General features: G+C 60.6%; 14 protein-coding genes. 7 read left to right on the forward strand and 7 right to left on the reverse strand.

Annotation, left to right across the window (positions count from 1 at the left end):
* The first annotated feature begins 562 nt into the window (after nt 1-562).
* The 3 genes from C8K18_RS21600 (at nt 563) to C8K18_RS21610 (ending at nt 5,290) form a co-directional block, all read left to right on the forward strand.
* The gene (locus C8K18_RS21600) at nt 563-2,815 is read left to right on the forward strand and encodes a polysaccharide biosynthesis tyrosine autokinase (protein ID WP_107709720.1); all 2,253 of its coding nucleotides are present in this window, start codon (nt 563-565) and stop codon (nt 2,813-2,815) included.
* 248 nt (nt 2,816-3,063) lie between these two features.
* The gene (locus C8K18_RS21605) at nt 3,064-4,149 is read left to right on the forward strand and encodes a hypothetical protein (protein ID WP_232292222.1); all 1,086 of its coding nucleotides are present in this window, start codon (nt 3,064-3,066) and stop codon (nt 4,147-4,149) included.
* A gap of 4 nt (nt 4,150-4,153) precedes the next feature.
* Nucleotides 4,154-5,290: a hypothetical protein gene (locus C8K18_RS21610; protein ID WP_216649091.1), complete on the forward strand. Its 1,137-nt coding sequence runs from the start codon at nt 4,154-4,156 to the stop codon at nt 5,288-5,290.
* Nucleotides 5,291-5,307: 17 nt separating this feature from the next.
* Here C8K18_RS21610 and C8K18_RS21615 read toward each other — a convergent pair whose 3' ends face one another.
* The 7 genes from C8K18_RS21615 to C8K18_RS21650 form a co-directional block, all read right to left on the reverse strand.
* The gene (locus C8K18_RS21615; protein ID WP_107709722.1) at nt 5,308-6,240 is read right to left on the reverse strand and encodes a glycosyltransferase; all 933 of its coding nucleotides are present in this window, start codon (nt 6,238-6,240) and stop codon (nt 5,308-5,310) included.
* A gap of 73 nt (nt 6,241-6,313) precedes the next feature.
* A complete protein-coding gene (locus C8K18_RS21620; RefSeq protein ID WP_107709724.1) occupies nt 6,314-7,255 on the reverse strand; it encodes a glycosyltransferase in 942 nt (313 codons plus the stop codon).
* A gap of 58 nt (nt 7,256-7,313) precedes the next feature.
* Nucleotides 7,314-8,468 (reverse strand): glycosyltransferase, encoded by a 1,155-nt coding sequence (locus C8K18_RS21625; protein ID WP_165919843.1) that lies wholly within the window; start codon nt 8,466-8,468, stop codon nt 7,314-7,316.
* Nucleotides 8,469-9,566: 1,098 nt separating this feature from the next.
* Nucleotides 9,567-10,697: an amidohydrolase gene (locus C8K18_RS21635; protein WP_171799893.1), complete on the reverse strand. Its 1,131-nt coding sequence runs from the start codon at nt 10,695-10,697 to the stop codon at nt 9,567-9,569.
* A gap of 8 nt (nt 10,698-10,705) precedes the next feature.
* Nucleotides 10,706-12,013 carry an MFS transporter gene (locus C8K18_RS21640; protein ID WP_029970685.1) on the reverse strand — a complete coding sequence of 436 codons (1,308 nt, stop codon included), beginning with the start codon at nt 12,011-12,013 and terminating at the stop codon, nt 10,706-10,708.
* A 117-nt stretch (nt 12,014-12,130) separates the two neighbouring features.
* A complete protein-coding gene (locus tag C8K18_RS21645) occupies nt 12,131-13,405 on the reverse strand; it encodes a CaiB/BaiF CoA-transferase family protein (protein WP_107709728.1) in 1,275 nt (424 codons plus the stop codon).
* The gene (locus C8K18_RS21650; RefSeq protein ID WP_107709730.1) at nt 13,402-14,361 is read right to left on the reverse strand and encodes a hydroxymethylglutaryl-CoA lyase; all 960 of its coding nucleotides are present in this window, start codon (nt 14,359-14,361) and stop codon (nt 13,402-13,404) included. Before C8K18_RS21650 ends, C8K18_RS21645 begins: the two co-directional genes overlap by 4 nt.
* Before the next feature lie 264 nt (nt 14,362-14,625).
* Here C8K18_RS21650 and C8K18_RS21655 point away from each other — a divergent pair, with 264 nt between their 5' ends.
* The 4 genes from C8K18_RS21655 to C8K18_RS21670 all read left to right on the forward strand — a co-directional run bounded on the left by C8K18_RS21655 (nt 14,626) and on the right by C8K18_RS21670 (nt 20,827).
* A complete protein-coding gene (locus C8K18_RS21655) occupies nt 14,626-15,399 on the forward strand; it encodes an IclR family transcriptional regulator (RefSeq protein WP_006047150.1) in 774 nt (257 codons plus the stop codon).
* A 643-nt stretch (nt 15,400-16,042) separates the two neighbouring features.
* Nucleotides 16,043-18,472, forward strand: coding sequence for an FAD-dependent oxidoreductase (locus C8K18_RS21660; protein WP_107709732.1), 2,430 nt, complete (start codon nt 16,043-16,045; stop codon nt 18,470-18,472).
* 237 nt (nt 18,473-18,709) lie between these two features.
* Nucleotides 18,710-19,600: a nitrilase family protein gene (locus tag C8K18_RS21665; protein WP_006047148.1), complete on the forward strand. Its 891-nt coding sequence runs from the start codon at nt 18,710-18,712 to the stop codon at nt 19,598-19,600.
* Nucleotides 19,601-19,657: 57 nt separating this feature from the next.
* The gene (locus tag C8K18_RS21670; RefSeq protein WP_107709734.1) at nt 19,658-20,827 is read left to right on the forward strand and encodes a substrate-binding protein; all 1,170 of its coding nucleotides are present in this window, start codon (nt 19,658-19,660) and stop codon (nt 20,825-20,827) included.
* Nucleotides 20,828-20,865 lie beyond the last annotated feature (38 nt).

Here is a 20,865-nt window from a genome sequence, read left to right on the forward strand (position 1 = left end):
TCTTGAGATCACGAAGTACAGCACGTGTTGTGCGCTTCCTTATACCGTTGCCGATAAGGTGCGAACGTACGGTTAACCACAAACGCGCCGTGTGCGCCGACTTTCGCGTAACGGCTTTGCTTTTTGCGAATACGATCGCTAGAAAACGCAGCGCAAATGATCCAATAGAACTTGTGCGCTCGCGAACATACGCGTCGAAAATGGCACCGCAGACTCTGGCAGTGCTGACCGGTGCGCGTCACGCAGTGCGCCGCCTTCACACCGTTCTACATGCGACCCGGCTTCATTCAGGCACGAAGCGAGTGTGACGAGTCGCAGCATTCCGACAACGTATGAGCCTTGTTTGCCGCCATGTTTTATCGAGGCAAGAAAGAGGCGTCTGATCGGCATTTCCACGGGTTCGAACGACGCTCCTTGACCCGAGCGGAAAGCAATGAGCCGCGGCGCTTACGCGCGGTAAGCAGACCAATAGCATCCGGCAACGGAACTTCGCTGGCATCGGCGGCTGCGCATCAATGTGTGTGCGGGCAGTCGGTTAAACCTCTTCGATGATGGGTTCCCTATGAACGAGTTTTCTCCAAAATCGCAGGCTGCCGGCTCCGGCCAGAATGACGTGAATCTGGTGCGTTACGTCGACGTCGTCCTCGCGAACCGGTGGCTTGTACTCGCCATTACGAGCATGGTGCTGGCAATCGGTGTCGCGTACAGCTTTCTCGCGCCGCCCGTTTATCAGTCGGATATTCTCCTGCAGGTTGAACAGGAGAGCCCCACCAACACCAAAAGTCTGCTAGGCGACGTGTCTAGTCTGTTCGACGTTAAAACAGAAACCACCGCCCAGATTGAAGTACTGCGCTCGCGCATGGTCGTGGGAAATGCAGTCGACAATCTCAGACTCTACATAAGCGCCGAGCCGAAACGCTTTCCGCTAATCGGCAATTGGATCGCGCGCTGGAACAAGAGCCTGTCTCAGCCCGGCCTGCTCGGCGTCGGCGGCTTTGCGTGGGGCAATGAATCGATCGATGTCGGGACGTTCGATGTCCCCGAGGATCTCGAAGGCGATGACTTCAAGCTGACCTCGCTTGGCGGAGACCGCTATGTGGTCGACCAGAAGCAGCTTGATGCGCCGATCTACGGACGCGTCGGCGAGACGATCGTTTCTAATGAGAGCACCGGCAAGATAACGCTGCGCGTGCAAACACTCAATGCGAATCCCGGCACCGAATTCGTGCTCGTGCGCAACGCGCGACTGAAGACGCTGGAAAACCTGCAAGACAAGTTGTTCATTGTTGAAAAAGGCAAGCAGAGCGGCATCATCGGCGCGTCATTGACAGGCACGGACCGGCAACTGACCGCGAAGATCCTGAACAATATCGGCGATGAGTACGTCGCGGCAAATATCGCGCGCAAGGCTGCCGAGGCTGAAAAGTCGCTCGCGTTTCTCAGCGATCTACTGCCGCAACTGAAGAGCGAGCTTGAAGAATCCGAGCGCAACTACAACGCATTGCGAATCAAGCGCGGCACATTCGACATCAGCGAGGAAGGCAAGACGTATCTGCGCGAAAGCGTCGAATTGCAGGCGAGCGCGCTGGCACTCAAGCAGAAGCGCTCGGAACTCACTGCACTTTTCACGAGCGAGCATCCGTCGGTTCGTGCCGTCGACCAACAGCTTGCCTCGCTGAGCGCTAAAGAAGCCGCGGTCTCGCAGCGAATGACTTCACTGCCCGAACTCGAACAGGAATCGTTGCGCCTGATGCGCGATGTGCGCGTCAATAACGATCTCTACGTCGGCATGCTCAACAACATGCAGCAGTTGAAGCTCGTGCGCGCCGGCAAAGTCGGCACCGTGCGCCTGCTTGACCGTTCGCTCGTACCGAAGGAGCCCATCAAGCCGAATAAGCCGCTGCTGATCGCAGCGTCCGCGGTACTCGGCCTCTTTCTGGGGATAGCCGCAACTTTCATGCGCCACATACTGCGCGGCGGCGTGACGAACCCTCAGGACATCGAGCAGGAAACCGGTCTGACCGTGTATGCGACTGTGCCGGTGTCGCGCACACAAGCAACGCTCGAGCATGATTCGCCAGAACGCAGCGAGGGCTTGTTGTTGCTGGCGTCGCATTCTCCCGGAGACCCGTCGGTCGAGAGTCTGCGCAGTTTGCGTATCGTGCTGCAGCTTTCAATGCTGGAAGCGGGCAACAATCGCGTGCTGCTCACCGGTCCGAGCGAACAGATCGGCAAATCGTTTCTATGCGCGAACCTTGCGGCCGTGATGACCGGCTCCGGCAAGCGTGTGCTGCTGATCGACGCCGATTTGCGCAGAGGTCATTTGAACGACTATTTCGGCAAGGAATCTCAACCAGGGCTCGCGGACGTTTTGACGTCGAATGCCACGCTGGACGAGGCTCTGCAGCGTAACGTCGCGCCCGGACTCGACTTCCTTCCCAACGGTACTACGCCGTCCGACCCCGCAGAACTTCTAATGGGCGACGCAATGGCGCGTCTTCTCGAATCGGTCGGCGACAGTTACGACATGGTGTTGATCGATACGCCGCCCGTTCTCGCGGTATCCGATGCGGCGGTAGTCGCGCACCGTTGCGGCACCGTGTTCCTTGCCACGCGCTTCGGCACGACTTCGGTCGATGAAGTGCGCGAGTCCGTCAAGCAACTCAGGCATGCGAACGTGGAAGTCAAAGGCGTGATCTTCAACGCCTTTCATCCCGCGGCCTATCGCTACAGCCTCGGTTCGCATGCGGGGCGCAACCGGTATCTGTCGTATCAGTACGCGACTGCCTCGAGCGACTCCAAATCCAATAGTTGACCGGCGTCCAACGGTATGCCGCAAAAAGCCTTTTCGGCCGATGCGGCATGACCCGGACGGCTTTGCCCAAACCGAACTCCAAATAGAAGATGATCGTCAATGTAAAGCATTCGGTGGTTAGTATCGCGGGCGTTGTCCTTAGCCAGGCCGCGAACTTCATTGCGGTCATCCTGATCGGCAAGTTCTGCGGGCCGAGCGAGCTCGGTTACTTCAGTCAGTTGAATGCGATTGGCCTGTTCGCCGGTTCTGTGCTGGGCTTGCGGCTCGAAGTGGCCTGCATGGCAGCGGATAAGAAGCTCGCCGTTCAGGCGCTGGTGAGTTCGAGCTGCGTTGCGACGGCAATCGCTCTGCTGCTCGCCGCCGTCGCGGTGGTCACTGGCCAGCAGAAGTACTTGACCGTCGTGGTGCTCGCGACCGGCGTATTCCTGCAGCAGGCACTGTCTTCCGCACTGGCGAGCGAGCGCAAGTACCTGAGCATTGCCGTGCAGCGTGCATTTCCCAATGTTGCATTCGCGGTCGCATTTATTGCACTGATGATGGCAGCGAGACACCCGTGGAGCGGCCCGGATATCTTCGCGGTATATAGCTTCGTGTTTTTTGCTTCGGCCGTCGTCCCATTGGTCGGCTATCTTTTTGCTTCCCGACCGATGCTTTCGTCGGAGTGCCTGAAGTTCTCCCGGCTGCAATTGGATTACGCCAAGTTCTCTCTGCCGACAACGTCGCTTAATTCGGTCGTGATCTACTCAATCGCGATCCTGATGCCGCTCGCTTTCGCCCCGCACGACGCGGGCGTGTTTGCTCTCGCCTATCGCGTCGGCTATTTCCCCGCGTCGCTTCTGTCGCAGAGTCTCGGGGCTGTATTTCGCCGGGACCTGATCGATCTGGTGGAAAGAGGAGCGGACGTGCGCAGCGGCAGAAATCCGGCGACATCGTTCTCGCTGGTTTTGATGCCGTTGAGCGTGGTGCTCATTGCCGCCGGCTATCTCGGTCTCGCGCTCATCATCAACTTCAAGATGGGAGATTTGTGGCAGCAGTCGATGGAAGTCTACCTGCTGTTTTCGCCGTACTTCCTGACAATGGCCGTGTTCGGTTCGCTTGCACAGGTTTTTATCGTCTTCAGGCAGCAGAAGTTCGATCTGATGATTCAACTGATGAGCGCCGCCAGCATTTTCGTCATTTTCTCTTTCAAAAGCTTCTTCAGGCTCGACTTCATGTCCGTTGTGCTGCTTCTCAGTTTTATGGGAACGCTGGTGGCATGCATCGGAATCTACTATTCGGTGAACGTGGCGAAAGGCGGCATGAGCATCAAGCCGCGGGATTCAGTCGCAATCTAAGGGGATGAACGTGCGCATTGTCAAAGTACCTGGGCTGATCGGGCCGAGCGCGAGTCCCGGTGTGTCGGCGACAATCTGGGTGCTGCTGCTCGCGCTTCTTTGCTTCGTTGCCGTCGCGCATGAAACGGTGCTGCCGGCCAAGTTCCTGCTCGACGAGCAGGTTATCCTCGAACGCATGGTGACGGTTAGCCGCTTCGAAGCGTTCGGCGACTCCTTCGACAACCTCGCATGGACTTTGCGGTGGCTCGGCGCGGGTACGGCGGGAATATCCCTGATCGGATTCTTCGCGTCCACCGTCGGACTGGTGCTCGCGATCTGGCGTTCGGGCGTGACGTCCCTGACCGGCACGGAGTTCCTGCTCGCCTGCTTCTGGCTCGTTGCACAAACGGTTTACATCGGCATGCCGTCGAAGGAGATCGTGATCTCGCTGGCGGTTCTCGTGATTCTGCAGTGCAAGGACTCGCGGTTCATCGTTGTCATATTCACCGCTTGCGTCGCGCTGATCGCCGTTTTCTTTCGTACCTACTGGGCGATTACATTGGCGCCGGCGCTATTGCTCTACTTCGGGCCCGCCGTGCTGCGCAAGCCGCTGTCTCTTGCGTTCGTGGCTGTCGTCCTGTTCGCGTGCGTGGCCGTCAACTTCCGCATTCAATACGGCGAAACGCTGGACTTCGCACGCCAAATGGTCAACGAGTCGAGATATCCGAACGAGGTGGGATCGCTTATCGTACAGATCATTCCGGGTGGCAATATAGTCTCGGACGTGACGAACGCCATGCTCATTCTCGGGACATTCCTGCTGCCATTACCGCTGATTCTCTCGGGTGTGGCGACGCAGACCATCGGCGGAATATGCACGTTTTTTACGCTGGCGTTGATGTTCTCGCGGTATCAGGGAAGACGCGCGGTGGCGGCGCCCGATCGTTTCGGGAAGCTGTGCTTCTGTTTTATCGTCAGCTTTCTTGCGACTCAGGCGATCTTCGAACCGGACTATGGATCGTTTCTCCGCCACCTATCGCCGATCTCACCGCTTATGCTCTATCTGCTGCTTTCATCGCGTTCGGAGCGGGAGTCGGAAGCGCCTCGCTCCTCTATGATCCGGAGCGCCCGCTCGCATTCCGGCCAGCCGGCGCGCGGATAACCGCGATCGCACGACACTCAATGAACGCGCAGCGCCGCGTTCAGGCAGCGGTCTATTCCCGACGAGGCGATCACGTTATTCCACCGCAAGTGAGTGAGACCGGAAGGGTCGTTCGCTGGCACGGTCTCATCCGACAGGTGACCGATTCCTGCAAAGATGTCGCGCCCCGTTACCTTGCACAGTATTCCGAATTCGGCAGCGGCCGTGAGGTTCGACGGCGAATCGTTGCAAATGATCCTTTTGCCTAACGCGGCATACTCGAGGAGCTTCGTCGGCGTCTGCACGTTGTACGGGCGCGAGTAAGGAATCGTGGAAATGGCGTACTCGCAGTTCTTCACGACATCGAGCGCGTCGCGCTGCGGCAGTTTTCCCGTGAATATCAGGCCGGGCGCGCCATGATAAGCGTCGGCAATTTCCTTTTCCACGGCACCCACAAGCACCAGGGTTTCAGAACCGCGCCGCGCCGAGGCGAAACCCGCGAGGAATTCATCGACGCCCCGCTCCCGCGTAATTTCACCCATATAGCAAAAGGTTCCTGCGGGCAGCGACCCGTTGCGGGTTCCCCTGCACGAGAAGATCCAGTCAGGCACGCCCATCGGCAACAGGATGGTTTCCACACTGTCGTCGAAGTTCATGACCTTCTGCATCGATTCGTTCTGAAAAATCCGGAGATCCGGACGCGGCTGCAGTAGCTTCTTCGCAGTGTCTTTCAGCTCAATGTAGCTACCCACCGACAGCGAGCGATAGTCGTGAATCACGTAGCGCGACGGCAGTCTGCGTGGATAGAACCCCATGATGCACCAGAGCACATAGTTCTGCGGGTCGGAGATCTTTCTGTATTCGGCCATCGTCCCCGAGTCGACAAGATAGCCGTTCTTCTGGAAGTACTCGGTGTATGCGGCGACCTCGGGATAGTTCGCCTTGCCCGTATGCAAAATAAACAGTTTCACTTTGTCCTACCTCCGTTTCTCACACCCGGCACCCAGGTGATCGACGAACTCTCTGTCTCTGACGGCGTTACTCTTATTGGCTCAAGTTTAGTTTTTGCGAAATATAGCTATTGATGTTCGACTTCTCGATCACGCTGTCCCACGCAAGCTGCGTGAAGTTCGCCCTTTCATTGGGCTTCGCCGTTTTCATGGTGGCGATCGTCATGCCGGCGAAGATGGAGGAGCCGGTGATGATGCTGTTGATGCGCAAATCCTCGCAACACGCGACGTTCGACGGCGAGTCATTGCACAAGATCTTCTTTCCGAGCGCCGCATACTCGAGCAACTTGGTTGGCGTCTGATAACAATGCGGACGGTGGTACGGAAAGTACGACACCGCAATCGACGACTTCGCGACAAGTGCAAGCGCCTCGCGCTGCGGCAACGGGCCCGCGAACACCAACCCGCGCTTGCCGGCGTATCGCTCGTGAAGACGCGGCTCGGGCTTGCCTACGAGCAATAGCGAAACATCGCTTTCGCGGAAGTTCTCAAGGAACGCGTCAATGACGAGATGGAATCCCCGCTCGAAGCTCATGTCGCCGATATAGCAGAAGTCGGCGATATCTTCGGCATCGGGCGCTTGTTGCGGCACCTCGAAGATCCATTTCGGAACGCCCATTGGAAGTATCACTGACGGCACGTCGTCATTGAACTTCATGATGTTCTGCTGCCGCGTGTTCTGGAAGATCCGCAAATTGGGCCGCGCGTTCAGATAGCGCTTTGCGATGTCTTTTAGTCCCGCCGAGCCGCCGACGGACAGCGACCGGTAGTCGTGAATGACGAAGTCCGACGCCAGTTGCTTCGGATAGAACCCCATGATTGCCCACACCAGAAAGTCTGCCTTGTTCTCCAATGCCTTGTAGTCGGTCAGGGTTCCGGCGAGTACATCGACACCGCGTGCAGCGTAGTAGTCCTGGTATGCCAAAAGCTCGGGATAATTGGCCCGCCCCGGATGCAGCAAGAAAATTTTGTACACAGTGGGTCTCTCTGAATCGTTGGTGCGCTCAACTAGTCGATCGGATCGAATGCCGGAACTACACTGACTTGTCCGGGTTAGGCTGGATATCGCAAGGTCCGATCGAATGGGTGTCCATGACTTCCTTGCTGCGTTTTTCCGTGGTGGACTCGTAAGTGCTCAGCCATCTGTGAAAGATGATGTCCATCGAAAATTTGGCGACCGCGAGTTCTCTTGCGGCCGCGCCCATCTTTTCTCTCAGTTGCCGATTGCCGCGGAGCTGCTCCACGTAACCCGGCATCTCTTCGTCGGACCCGACGAATCCCGTCACGCCGTGAACGACCACGTCGCGATTGCCGACCACGTCCGTCACGACCGCGGGGATGCCCGCGACCTGCGCTTCGATGAGCGCCACGGGCATGCCTTCCCAGCGCGAGGTCTGCACGTAGATGTCGAGTTCGGACATCAACGCCAGCGCGCGCGAACGAGTTAGCCAGCCACTGCATGTAAGCGCCGACGCCTGACTCGCATCGGGCACCTCTTCTCGATTGCCGCCGATCCACACAAAGCGCGTGGTCGAGTCGTGCAATGTGTTCGCAAGAGAGATAAAGAGCTCGTGATGTTTCTGGAACGACGCGCGGCCATTCATTCCGATGACCACATCTCCGTCGTCGCGAATTCGGCGCAATGGGATGCTGCTAATGTCGACGCCGTTCTCTATCAGTTCCGCGTCCTTCACTCGCACCTTCTCTTCGATTTCGCGCAGCTCTCCCGGCGAACACGCGACCACCGTTCCGCCCATCAGGTCGGCCATACGCTCGAACATCAGATACGCAAGCTGCTTCGTGCGAGAAACGTCGCGACGCAAGAATGCAAGACCGTGCGGCGAATAGAGAACCTTCGCGTTCTGCGTCGCAATTTTGGCGGCCGCGCGCCCTAATACGCCGGCCTTCGACGAGTGAAGATGAATCACCGTCGGGTCGACGCGCCGCATGTGTCTCGCCAGTTCCCACACGCTCGACCAATCCTTGCGAACATGCACGTCCCTGCACATGGACACGTGCACGAGGTCGACCTTGGGGTGGAACAGTTCGATGAAATTCCTGGGCGTTTCAGGTCGTGTCGAGTAAAGCACCGTGACATGCGCGCCGACTGACGCCGCGCGGTTGCAGAGCTCCGTGAGCATCGACAGAACGCCTCCTCCGAATGCCTCGGTAACGTGAACGATTCTCATGGGGCTCCCACGCCAATTAACGATTTGCCAACTTATTCGCCCTGCTCGCCGTCCAGATATGCGCCAATTAACCGGGTGTCCTGGAGCCTGCGTCCGTTTTAAAACGCAAAATGCGAAAATTAATCTGCGCAACTGGAAGTCATGCGTGAAGCGTCGCCAGGTAATCGATTTCAGGGCGCCGCGTTCTTTTTTGCCCGTAGCGAACAGCGTTCAGGCCGCAATACGCGAAGCAATACAATGGATTAATACCAGTTAACGCGAACACGCAATTCGAGTTGCTAATTAACGCGAGACTTAGCTTTTTTCGGATTGATGCCTGTCGATCAACAAGCAAACAAGGAAGGCTACTGCTTCTGCAAACGCGGATTTCGCAAACCGCGATGGAACAAAAAGGAAAATCAGGCTCGCCGCATCTTTTAAATGCCGAAAAATGCAATGCGCAAAACCCTGCGTGACGATAAAAGTCTAAAAGTTATCGCTCCGTGCGGAAGGACACATCGCGCGGTAAGTTTTGCAAATGGCGTTTTCGAAGGAGCGGTAAGAGTGACTTTCAGATAATATTATTACTTGGTGGGGATTTTTCGATTTATTCTGGGTCCCACCCATTGATTCGCAGTGAAGCGGCTGAAATGGATATAAGCATGGTTCATTCACAGCGGATAGACCGCCGGAGCGCTTCTACAAACGGGCGGCCAGGGGCGAAGAGAGCAGCGTATGCTTGTGTCGGAAGATCCGGGACGCGCAGCGCAACGCCTGCTCCTGGCAGGCATGGCCGTAACAGGCGGTGAACGTTCTACAACGAAGCTGTGACCGTCGTCCTGTCGTTTTGATCGTGTACGCTTTGCTTTTTCTATGGAGTACGGCGTTGACAGCGATTCCGATGGCCCTGAGGATCAAGCACGCGTTCTCCGTTGTACGCGTGCTGTGCATCTTTCTTGTGCTTACCGTTTGCATGCAAGTCGTCCAGACCTTCGAACGGTTCGCCGAGCGGCGCAAGGCGCGTCGCGACAATAAATAGCTTTGGCATCGCGATGCGCCGGGTGGCGCGGCTGCGCTTCTCGCCCGGCGTCGGTAGTAAACGAGTTCGAAAGACCGTCGTCAAGCAAGCCGATAAACGCGCGAGACTGTGCCGCGAAACAGTGCCGCGCGTTCGTCGGCGCTTGCATGCGCAGTGAGGCGCTTGAACGCATTCCAGCCGTTGCTATACGGATACGAGCCTTTGTCGACGGGGAAATTGCTTTCGAACATGCAGCGGTTCACACCGAACGCCTCGATGCAGGTATGCATCCACGGTTTCCAGGCGTCGGCCAGTTCTACCGACGACGGCGGACGCTCGCCCTTCTCGAAGTCGAAGCCGTTGATCCGCATTCCAAGGCCGCCGACCTTCACATAGACGTTCGGCAGTTGCGCCAGTTGACGCATCGAGCGCGACCAGTTGTCGAAAACCTCTTTGCGCTTGTCCGCGTAGCTCGCAATGCGCACGACCCCGCCGCAATGATTGATGATGATCGGCATGTCGGGGTATGTCTTCGCGAGATCGAACAACTCGGGGAGTTGCGGAAAGAACAGCCACGCATCGTATGAAAGACCGCGTGCGGCCAGTTGCGCGACGCCTTCGCGATAGCTCGAATCGAGCAGCAGACCGCGCGGAACCGCGGACAGCGGATTGACCAGGGTTTGATCGGCGTCCCACGTCACGAGGTGCCGAACGCCCCGAAAGCGCCCTTTGCCCGCCTCGATATGCGCGTCGAGCACGCTTTGCACGGCCGCGCCGCGACGAAGATCCGCGTAACCGACAATGCCCTTTGCGACCTGCGGCGAACCGGCGGGCAACGCGGCAACGGCGTTCGCGACATACTCCGTTTCCCCCACCGGGCGCAGCTCTTCGGGGCCGCTCTGACGATAGCGCGTCAGTCCCTGCATGAAGACGGACGCCGTGATGTTATGCCCCGAGCGTGCATCGGCGAGATAGTCGTCGAGCAGATAAATCCAGCCGGGACGCTCGTAGAAGTGATGATGCGCGTCGATGATCGGCATCTCCGGCTCGATGGCGGCTTCGGTGGCCGACGCGAGCCATTCCGGGCGAACCGGCAGATAGTTGCTGGTGGTCTTCATGCTGTGCGTGTCCTCTGTGGCGAACGCATGCGTGGGTGCGATGGCGCAAGCCGCAACCGATGTCGCGGCAGCGCTGAGAAAGTTGCGTCTTCCTCGTGAACGGATTGTGTTCATGGTCATTTTTATTGGTCGCGATTGAATGCGTAGAGCGACAGCGTCAGCAGCGTCGTGATGCCGAGCACGATGGCAAGCCCCATCATCCCCGCCGTGAACGTGCCGAAACTGTCCTTCAGATAGCCGACGAGATACGGGCCGGCGAAGCCGCCCAATGCGCCGATCGAATTGATCAGCGCAAGGCCGCCCGCGGCTGCCTGTCCCGACAGAAAGCGGGCCGGCAGTGTGTAGAAAATGGTTCGTCCGGCAATCGTGCCGATGAGCGCCAGCGTCACGCCGAGCAGCGCCGGGCCGAGTTGATGAAAGTGCGTCGATACGCCGAGCGCCACCGCGCCGATCAAGAGGCCCGCCGCGAGATTCGCAATCGCTCCGCCCCGGCGATCGACGCGTTTCGCCCACCACAGCAGCGCTATCGTGGCAAAGAAGTAAGGCACCGCGGAGAGCCAGCCGGTCTGCGTCACGCTCATGCCGTGTCCCTTGAGCATCTGCGGCAGCCAGATGCCGATGCCGTACGAGCCCATCGTGAAGCCGAACGAGATCATCGCGAGGATGTAGACGCGCACGTCCTTCAGCGCCGCGCCGAAGTGCTTTTCCTTGCGTCCCGACGATGCTTCGCGATCGAACGCACCCTGCAGCGCTTCGCGTTCTATCGGCGACAACCATTTCGCGTCGGCCGGCCGATCCGCGAGCATCTTAAGCACGAGGAAGCCGAGCACGCACGCGGGCAATCCTTCGATGATGAACATCCAGCGCCAACCGGCCAGACCCAGCACGCCGTCGAGTTGCAGAAGCCAGGTCGACAGCGGCGCGCCGATCAGCGATGAAAGCGGCGTCGACACGGTGAACCACGCGAGCACGCGAGTGCGGTATTGAGCGGGAAACCACACAGCCAGAAAAAAGATCACGCCGGGAAAGAAGCCCGCTTCGCCGATGCCGAGCAGCAGCCGGATCGCGTAGAAGCTGTTGGGCCCGACCGCGGCCGAGGTGGCGGCGGCCATCAAGCCCCACGTGATCATGATCCGCGCGAGCCAGCGTCGCGCGCCGAAGCGATACAGCGCGAGGTTGCTCGGGACTTCGAAGATGCAATATCCCGCGAACATGATGCCGGCGCCCCAGCCGAACTGCGTCGCCGTGAGCCCGAGTTCCTTGTTCATCGTCAGAGCGGCGAAGCCGACGCTCGTACGGTCGAGATAATTGAAGAAGTACGCGAGCGCGAGCAGCGGAATAAAGCGCCACGCCGCCTTGCGCACCGCCTGCTGTTCGAGCGAACTGTCGTTCACGCTGCCGGCAGCCATGCCGGGGGAAATTGAGGTCATCGTCGTCTCCATGACTTCGCCGGGCCGCTGCGAGAATGGGCGCGGCGAGGCGGTTTGATGCGTTGGCGGTTTTAACTCTTGCGGTTGCGGCGCTTGCGGTTTTCACCACTAACCGCTTCAGGCACTGGCAAGCTCGTTTGCAGATGGGCTGATGCGATCGCCGGCCTGCCACTCCTGACAGCGGACAACGCCGGCCTCGGTCAATTGCCTGACGTGCTCAGCCGTATAGCCAAGCTCCGACAGCAGCGCCTGCGTGTTCTGTCCAAGCGCCGGCGGCGCGGCGCGCAGGCGCAGCCGCTCGCCGGCAAGCGTCAGCGGCAACAACGCCGTTCGCGTGGTAACCGGCTGTCCCGCACCGCTTGCGTCGGGCGGCAAGGTCACGTCGGCGAGTCCGCCGGTCGCGAGAAGATGCGGATCGTCGAACAGGTCCTGGGGCTTCGTGATCGGCGCATAGGGCAAGCCGATCCGGTCGAAAATCCGGCTGATTTCCGCCGCGCTGAACGCCTCCATGTGCGTGCGCAGCCGGGGCAACAACCAGTCGCGCGCCTGAACCCGCTGGTTGTTGGTCGCGATCCGTTCGTCCGCTTTGAGCTCGTGCAGACCGAACGCATCGCAGAAAAGCGCCCACTGCGTGTCCGATACCACGGCGAGGAAAATCTGTTCGCCATCCTTCACGGAGAACACGTCGTACACGGCCCACGCGGACAGGCGATTCGGCATCGGCGCGGCGGCTTTGCCGGTCACCGCGAACTGCATCATGTGCTGCGCGACGAGAAACACGTTGTTCTCGAAGAGCGCACTCTGCACTTCCTGGCCCTGCCCCGTGCGTTCGCGCTGCGCGAGCGCGGCCATCGCGCCGATCGCGCCGAACATGCCGCCCATGATGTCGTTCACGCTCGTGCCGGCGCGCAGCGGCCGGCCTTCGGGCCCGGTCATGTACGCGAGGCCGCCCATCATCTGCACGACTTCGTCCAGTGCCGTGCGGTGGTCGTAAGGCCCCGGCAAAAAGCCCTTGTGCGAGACATAGATGAGGCGCGGGTTCAGCTTCGACAGCGCGGCGTAGCCGAGCCCGAGCTTGTCCATCGTTCCGCTCTTGAAGTTCTCGCTGAAGATGTCCGCGCCGCCCAGCAGCTTGTGCACGATTTCGAGCCCGCGCGGATCTTTGACGTCGACGGCAATGCTTTTCTTGTTGCGGTTGAAGGTGCTGAAGAAGCCCGCACCCGAACCGCGGAGCGCGCGCGTGCTGTCGCCGGCGATCGGCTCGACCTTGATGACCTCCGCACCCAGGTCCGCGAGCACCATGCCGCACGTCGGGCCCATCACCATGTGGGTCATCTCGACCACGCGCACGCCGCTATAGGGCAGCGATGGGTTGTTGTTGGCATCGCTCATTGCGCGGCTCCTTTGAGGCAAGCTTCGGGCTGGACGGCGCTTGGGCTGCGACCGTCGGCGTACGTGAATCCCTTGGGCAAGCCGGCGTCCTGCACGTGTCCGTACAAGGCTTCGCCGGGGAGCGCTTCGGCCAGGATCGAGCGCGCGGCAACGAGCGCATCGATGTCGATGCCGGTGTCGTATCCCATCGCTTCGAGGAGGAACGCAAGGTCTTCAGTGACGATGTTGCCGGTCGCGCCTGGCGCATAGGGGCATCCGCCCAGACCTGCCTGACTCGAGTCGATGGTCGTGACGCCCACTTCGAGTGCCGCGACCACATTGGCGAGACCCTGGCCGCGCGTGTTGTGAAAATGCGCGCCGCCCGCCTTGCTGCCGAACTCGGTTTGCAGGCGGCGAAAGAGACGCCGAACCTGGGCCGGATTCGCATAGCCGCTGGTGTCGGACAGGCCGATTTCGTCGACGCCGCATGCCGCCATCGCGGCACACATGCGCATCGTCTGGTCGTCGCTGACCGCGCCGGCAATCGTGCAGCCAAACGCAACCGACACACCGGCTTCGATTGCAATGCCGGGAAATTCGGCGTCTCGCAACGCGACGATCTGCCGGACCTCTTCGATCATCTGATCGGTCGTCTTGCGGATGTTGGCCAGCGAGTGCTCGTTCGTCACCGACACCGGCAACGTCACTTTATGGACGCCCGATTCGAATGCCGCCTGGCATCCGCGCAGGTTCGGCGCGAGGACCGCGACGTTCAGTCCTGGGATCGTCAGCGCGTGCGCGACGACCTCGCGGATGTCGGCCATTTGCGGCAGCAACTTCGCGGGCACGAACGAGCCGACTTCGATTTCCTTGAGCCCGGCTGCGGCGAGCGCGGAGATCCAGCGCAGCTTCGCGTCGGTGGGCATGACGGTTCGGATGCTCTGAAGGCCGTCGCGCGGACCGACTTCACTGATCATCACCGGTAAAGGGAGAGGCGTATTCAAGAGATGCTCCTTATCGTTCTGCTATACAGAATGGTGTTCTGTTAAACAAAACTATAAGAGCGTGGTGATTGCGCATCAAGCGGGTAAACCCGTTCGCCGTGTCCGCTTTATAGAATATCGTTCTTCTATGCAGAACGACGTGGACAGTGTTTACCCTTGTATGGGTTACGCCCGACGTAAGTTGACGCATCTTCGGCGAACCCCTACGATGGTCTGCACAACAGAACGGTATTCCAGATGCAAGCGGACGATGCAGACAAAGGTGGCGTAGCAGCACTAGACCGGGCCTTCGCCATTCTCGGCGTGTTCCAGCCGGGCGAACGCGCGCTTTCGCTCGCCGAAATTGCCCGGCGAACGGGCTTCTACAAAAGCACGATTCTTCGATTACTGAGCTCGCTCGAACGCGGCGGCTTTATCCGAAGGCTTGACGGTAACTATTCGATCGGCCCCGAGCCGCTTCGGCTGGCGCAAATATTCCAGGAGTCGTTTCACATCCGCGAGGTGATCGAGCCGGTATTGCGGCAGCTTTCGGACGATTCGGGCGAGACGTCGTCGTTTTACGTCAGGCAGGGCGAATATCGCGTGGTCTTGCATCGCGTCGAGCCGCCGCGTTCGGTGCGCGTGTCGATTCGTGAAGGCGAGCGTTTTCCGATCGATCGCGGCGCGTCGGGGAAAATACTCATCGCATTTTCAAAGCCGTCCCGAGCCACTCACGATGCGGTGCGCGAAAGATTGTGGGCGTTGTCCTACGGCGAGCGCGACCCCGACACGGCCGCCGTTTCGGTTCCGGTCTTCGGGCCGAACAGCGAACTCGCGGGCGCGTTGACGTTGTCGGGTCCGAAAGATCGCCTTGGCGCCAGCGACAAGATGCGAGCCGCGTGCAATCTGTTGCTGACCTCGGCAGCCCGGGCGACGGCTGCGCTCGGCGGCGATCATCGCCTCTTCGCGTATGGCATCGCGCTCGCCGCGCAGTTCGATTTCGCGCTGCCGGGTGAAACGCAAAAAGCGTGAGCGTGTATCGCGGATATGGCCTATGGGCGATTCGTCGCATAGACCTGCGGCTCACTCTCGCCCTGCAACTCAGCGCATATGCCGTAGTGTCGAACATCGTCTGACGCGGCAATAGTCCGACACTCTGAAACGCCACGCTGATCTTGTCGCGGCCTGGATCACGCAAGCCTTTGGCGTTGCGTTTAATGCGCTCATCGTCGGAATGACTAATACGTTCTGGCGCATCGCCCCGCATTGCAAGCGCTGACAACTCTCCCTTCCCTGTTCGTTTCTCCGTCACGCGATTCGCTTCGCTGCGGGCGGACGGCGCGCGCGATAGTACCTTTCCTAGCGGCATCAACGTTCGCGCAGCGACGCTGCCGTCGCCGGCGTGTGTGCGGCTGCCAAGTGCTCGCAGACGCGCGATGAGCGGCAGTAAGCAGGCACCAGACGACTAGCAAGCGATCAGCAAGCCGACCGCTCATCGGCCGCCGAATCCGGCTGACCGGCTCTATCGCCTCGACGCACTGCATGCATTGCCGCTCGCCCTTCATCCATTGCACGCCGCCGGCGGCCCGTGCCCGCACTAGCACTCGCACTCGCTGCACAGCGATCCGGTTCACGCGGTCACGACATCGAGACAACTCAACCAGGGAAATACGACATGCCTCAGATCGAACCAGGTTCCTCCGCATCCGGCCACAACCCGCACCTGCCGCCGCCCGGCGGAATTCCCGCCGAGGAGCCGGCCACGCCGTCGGCTACACCGCAACCGCTCTCGCCCAGCCTTCCGACTGCCAGAGCGCGAGGCCCCGAAGGTTCCGGCGAGCCCGCGCCGTCGGCACGCCCGCGCCAGGCGCTGCCGGCATCGAAGACCGACACAGCCGCGCCGGCGCAGAGTAAAGAATGGCCCGCCAGGATCTCCATGCGCGACTATCTGACGCCGGAGAACTGCGGCGCGCTCGCTCGCGATGGCTCGCTTTCGATGCTCGGACGCGCGCTGCCGCGGCTGACGCCGCAGACGGTCGGACGTTATTTCAAGGAGCCGGTGGGCGACTGGCCGCGCGATCGCAACAAGCTTGGCCCCGCGGTCAGTAAAAATCTGACGCTGCTCGCCAGCATGGAGGAAGGACCGAAGCGCGAGCAACTGCACTTAGAGACGACGCTGCAATGGCACGCGCTCTGCGAAGCCGAGCAAGGCGACGTGCTCGAAGCGCTCGGCACGCGGCAAGCGGACCTTCTCGGCGATACGGCGCGCCAGGCTTCGAACGATCTGCCGCGCACGCCGGTTCGCGACTGGCTCGAGCATTCGGCCGTCTTCATGAAGCCCGAAACCGCCGCACGGCTGCTCAATTCGTGCACGCCGGAGGCGCGTCAGAAGCTCGACATGCCGATGCAAGCCGCAGGCGACGACGCCGATCTCAAAGCGCTTCTGAAGGACCGCTTCACCGATCTGCGCATGACCATGCCGCTCGATCACATGTACGACTACACCGGTTTCTGGTGGGACAACAACCGCCAGGTGGGCATGCTGCCAGAAGGCGTCGCGGAGAACCTCAAGGTCTGCGTGGTCGGTGCGGGCCCGGCCGGCATCATGGCGGCGGACGCGTTGAACCGCATCGGCGTGAAGCCGGTCGTGCTCGAACAGGCGGATCACATCGGCGGACGGATTGCGTCGGGACGCTGGGAAGACGACCCCACGCCCTATCATCCGGGCGGCATGCGCTTTCACACGACGCGCGGCAACTTCTACTGGAGCCTCGCCGAACACTACGGCCTGGAGCATGTGCCGTTTCCGAATTCGAGTTCGGTGCAGACGTCGTATCTTATCGGCGGCAAAGTGTATGAAGCGCAGCCCGGCGAGGCGCCGGAGAACGCGACGATGCGCAAGGTCGCGGAAGACGTCATGCGTTCGATGACCGAGCCGCTGCTCGCGCCTATCCGCGAAGCCCGCGACGCAGGCGATACCGCGCGCTTTCGCGAGCTGTGCGACGACGCCAAGCAGAAATTCGACAGCCACACGTTCCAGTCCGGCCTCAAAGAGCTGCTGAAGGAAAAAGGCATCACCTGGAACAAGGACGAATGGCGCACGTTCGGCGCGACGGGCATCGGTGTCGGCGGCTATTCGGGCTACTTCAGCACGGGCTTTCTGGAGGAATTCCGTTTTCTCGCGGACGAGCGTCTGGAGGATCACGTCGCACTCGTCGACGGCGCCGATGCCCCGCTCTACAAGGTGATCGAAGATAGCGACGACTTGCCCGAAGGAGCCGTTTCGCTTGCCGAGCAGAACGCGATCCAGCTCAACGCCGAAGTTACGAGCATCAAGAAAGTGGACGGAAAGTACCAGGTGACGTGGCTCGACAAGACGAGCAAGGAAACGAAAACCGCCGAGTACGACGAACTATTTTTTGCCGGCGGTCCGCGCGAGGCCGTGCGTCTTGGCCTGACCGGTCCGCAGGAAGGTTCGGAGCCGCTGCTGCCGGACGATTTCGCCGCTGCCGTCAAGGACGCTCGCGTGGTGCCCGCCACCAAGATGGCCGTGAAGATCGCCGCGGATCTGCTGGAAGACCGCCAACTGCCGGGCAACGTTCAGGCGGACGAACTATTTCAGCAGTCGTACGTGGTGCCTGCCCGCGATGGCGGCGCCGTGGTCTATCCGAGCTATACGCTCGGCGACAATTCGACGAAGGTCGCCGGCATGACGGGCCGCGAACAGATGGACCTGTTTATCCAGACGCTTCGAAACGTGGCCTCGCGCGATCCGGAGAATCCGTCGCATAAGAAGCTCGCGGATCTCGCCGACGTCGTCGAGCAGAGCCGCGAGGGCATTGCGTATACGCACTGGGGCCTCGAGCGTCATCAGTGGGGCGCGTTCAAGATGGACGGACCGGACCAGCTCGACAACACGCGCACGCTGTATGCCGCGCTGCTGCGCATGAGCGACGGTGCAATCGCGATCGGCGAGGAGCTGACGTTCGAGGGCGGCTTCGCGAGCGGCGCGCTGGCGTCGGCGACTCATGGCGTGCAGCAGTTCGTGCGGCGTCAGGGCGGGACACTGCCGCCGAATTCGCCGTACTACCAGGAGTTGCTGTAAAGCCGGCATGGCAAACGGCGACCGGCAAGCAGCAAAACAAGTGCTTTCCCTATAACCGTCCTAAGTGCTTGACATGGGAAATTTGATTTCATAAATTCGTTTCCAGTCTGTCGCCATGAATCTTGTGGCGGCACACGGCAACGTTGCCGTGCTACACATGGAAGGCTATGCAGCCCCCTAACCTTGCGTTTTCAACGCTGGTCAGGGGGCTTTTTGTTTTGGGAGACGAAAACAGCAATGTCGCACTACGACCTCGCAAAGCCCGGCTCAGAGGAACTCGTCATCGCGTGCGTGCAGATGGAGCCGCACATCGGTGCGAAGCGCGCCAACGTGGCGCGGCTGATCCGGCATGTGGAAACCGCCGCGGGTAACGGCGCATCGCTCGTCGTATTGCCGGAACTGGCGACGACCGGTTACGTGTTCGCGGACCGCGACGAGGCGTTCTCGCTTGCCGAAGGCTTGCCCGATGGCGAGACGTCCCAGCTCTTCGCCGAGACCGCGCAGCGCCTCGGCGTTCATATCGTCACCGGCATCGCCGAACGCGCGGGCAAGCGTCTTTATAACTCGGCGCTCTTCACAGGTCCTTCCGGCCACATCGGCATTTATCGCAAGCTGCATCTGTGGAATAACGAAAACCGTTTCTTCGAGCCGGGCGATCGCGGCGTGCCCGTGTTCGGCACACCGCTCGGGCGCATTGCGATTGCAATCTGCTACGACGGCTGGTTTCCGGAGACTTACCGGCTCGCGGCGATGCAAGGCGCGGACATCGTATGCGTGCCGACCAACTGGGTGCCGATGCCCTCGCAGCCCGACGACCGCTCGGCGATGGCGGCGACACTCACGATGGCCGCCGCGCACAGCAACGGCATGGCGATCGCGTGCGCGAACCGCATCGGCACCGAGCGCGGGCAACTGTTCATCGGTCAGAGCCTGATCGTGGGCGGCGACGGCTGGCCGCTCGCGGGGCCCGCGAGCGTCGACCGCGAAGAAGTGCTCTACGCGACGATCGACGTCAAACGCACTCGCGCCGCGCGCACGCTGAACGCTTTCAATCACGTCCTGCGCGATCGCCGCGCGGACGTGTACGACCCGATGCTGGGCGCGCGCTGGCCTTCTTTTCAGACATGAAGCATGCCGTATTCGTGCAACTCCCCTACTCTACTCACCACCACTGCGAAGGACATCATGAGACCGTTCACTAAACTCTTCCTGGTTGCCGCGGTCGCGGCAATGGCCGGCGCGGGAACCTGCGCGAACGTGTTCGCCGCGGACCCGATCCGCATCGGCGTCGCGGTTGGACTGTCCGGCGCGAACAGCGTGGTCGCGCCCGCAGTGGTGCAGGCGTCGCAACTCGCCGTCGATGAAATCAACGCAACCGGCGGCATTCTCGGCCGGCCCGTGCAACTCGAGATCGCCGACGACGCATCCGGCGCGGTCGGCGCGCAGAAGGCGTACGACACGCTCGTCTTCCAGAAGAACGTCGACGCAATCATCTCGATGGAAACCAGCGCCGCGCGCAATGCCGCGCTGCCGATCGTCGCGCGCGGCAAGAAGCCGTTCATCTACACGTCGTTCTACGAAGGCCGCTCGTGCAATCCGTGGATGTATGTGAACGGCTGGGTGCCCGAGCAGCAGGTCGCGCCGGTGGTCGACTACTTCGCGAAAGCCAAGAGCGCGAAGACGTTCTATCTGGTCGGCAACGACTACGCGTTCGGCCGCGGCATGCTGCAGTTCACGCGCAAGTACATCGAGGCGCACGGCGGCAAGGTCGTCGGCGAGGAATATCTGCCGACCGACGGCACCGACTGGACGCCGATTCTTTCGAAGATCCGCGCGGCGCACCCCGACGCGCTGATCAGCGCGACCGCGGGCGGTGCGCCCAACGTCGCGCTCGCGAAACAGTTGAAGGGCTCGGGCCTCACGCTGCCGTACGGCAACCTCGCCATCGACGAAGGCACGGCGAAAAGCATGGGCGACGTGGCGACCGGCATCTACATGTCGGGCTCGTATCTGACGAGTATCGATACCTCGGCGAACAAGAAGTTTCTCGCGTCGATGGACAAGCGCTTCGGCAAGGACATGAAGACGCCGAACGAACTCTCCGAGCCGCAGTACGAGGCGTTTTTCCTCTACAAGGCCGCGGTCGAAAAAGCCGGTTCCGCCGATCCGGGCAAGGTCATCAAGACGCTCGATCAGGTATCGTTCGATGGACCGCGCGGTCAGATCGAAATGGTCAAGAGCCGGCATACACCGCTCGCGATGCGTCTCGGCCAGATCCAGTCGGACGGCTCGGTGAAGATCCTGCAGACTTTCCCGGACGTCGATCCGGGCGCGCAGTGCCCGAACATCAAGTAGGCGCTACCGGCAATAAGGCATCCGCCTGAGCGCGCGGC

It is taken from the genome of Paraburkholderia sp. GV068 (genome assembly GCF_003058125.1).
GTDB classification, from domain to species: Bacteria; Pseudomonadota; Gammaproteobacteria; order Burkholderiales; family Burkholderiaceae; genus Paraburkholderia; species Paraburkholderia graminis.

Coding starts and splice junctions, on each gene's coding strand:
- C8K18_RS21600 (WP_107709720.1), top strand. CDS start 563: ATGAACGAGTTTTCTCCAAAATCGCAGGCTGCCGGCTCCGGCCAGAAT.
- C8K18_RS21610 (WP_216649091.1), top strand. CDS start 4,154: ATGAACGTGCGCATTGTCAAAGTACCTGGGCTGATCGGGCCGAGCGCG.
- C8K18_RS21625 (WP_165919843.1), bottom strand. CDS start 8,468: ATGAGAATCGTTCACGTTACCGAGGCATTCGGAGGAGGCGTTCTGTCG.
- C8K18_RS21635 (WP_171799893.1), bottom strand. CDS start 10,697: ATGAACACAATCCGTTCACGAGGAAGACGCAACTTTCTCAGCGCTGCC.
- C8K18_RS21640 (WP_029970685.1), bottom strand. CDS start 12,013: ATGACCTCAATTTCCCCCGGCATGGCTGCCGGCAGCGTGAACGACAGT.
- C8K18_RS21645 (WP_107709728.1), bottom strand. CDS start 13,405: ATGAGCGATGCCAACAACAACCCATCGCTGCCCTATAGCGGCGTGCGC.
- C8K18_RS21650 (WP_107709730.1), bottom strand. CDS start 14,361: ATGATCAGTGAAGTCGGTCCGCGCGACGGCCTTCAGAGCATCCGAACC.
- C8K18_RS21655 (WP_006047150.1), top strand. CDS start 14,626: ATGCAAGCGGACGATGCAGACAAAGGTGGCGTAGCAGCACTAGACCGG.
- C8K18_RS21660 (WP_107709732.1), top strand. CDS start 16,043: ATGCCTCAGATCGAACCAGGTTCCTCCGCATCCGGCCACAACCCGCAC.
- C8K18_RS21665 (WP_006047148.1), top strand. CDS start 18,710: ATGTCGCACTACGACCTCGCAAAGCCCGGCTCAGAGGAACTCGTCATC.
- C8K18_RS21670 (WP_107709734.1), top strand. CDS start 19,658: ATGAGACCGTTCACTAAACTCTTCCTGGTTGCCGCGGTCGCGGCAATG.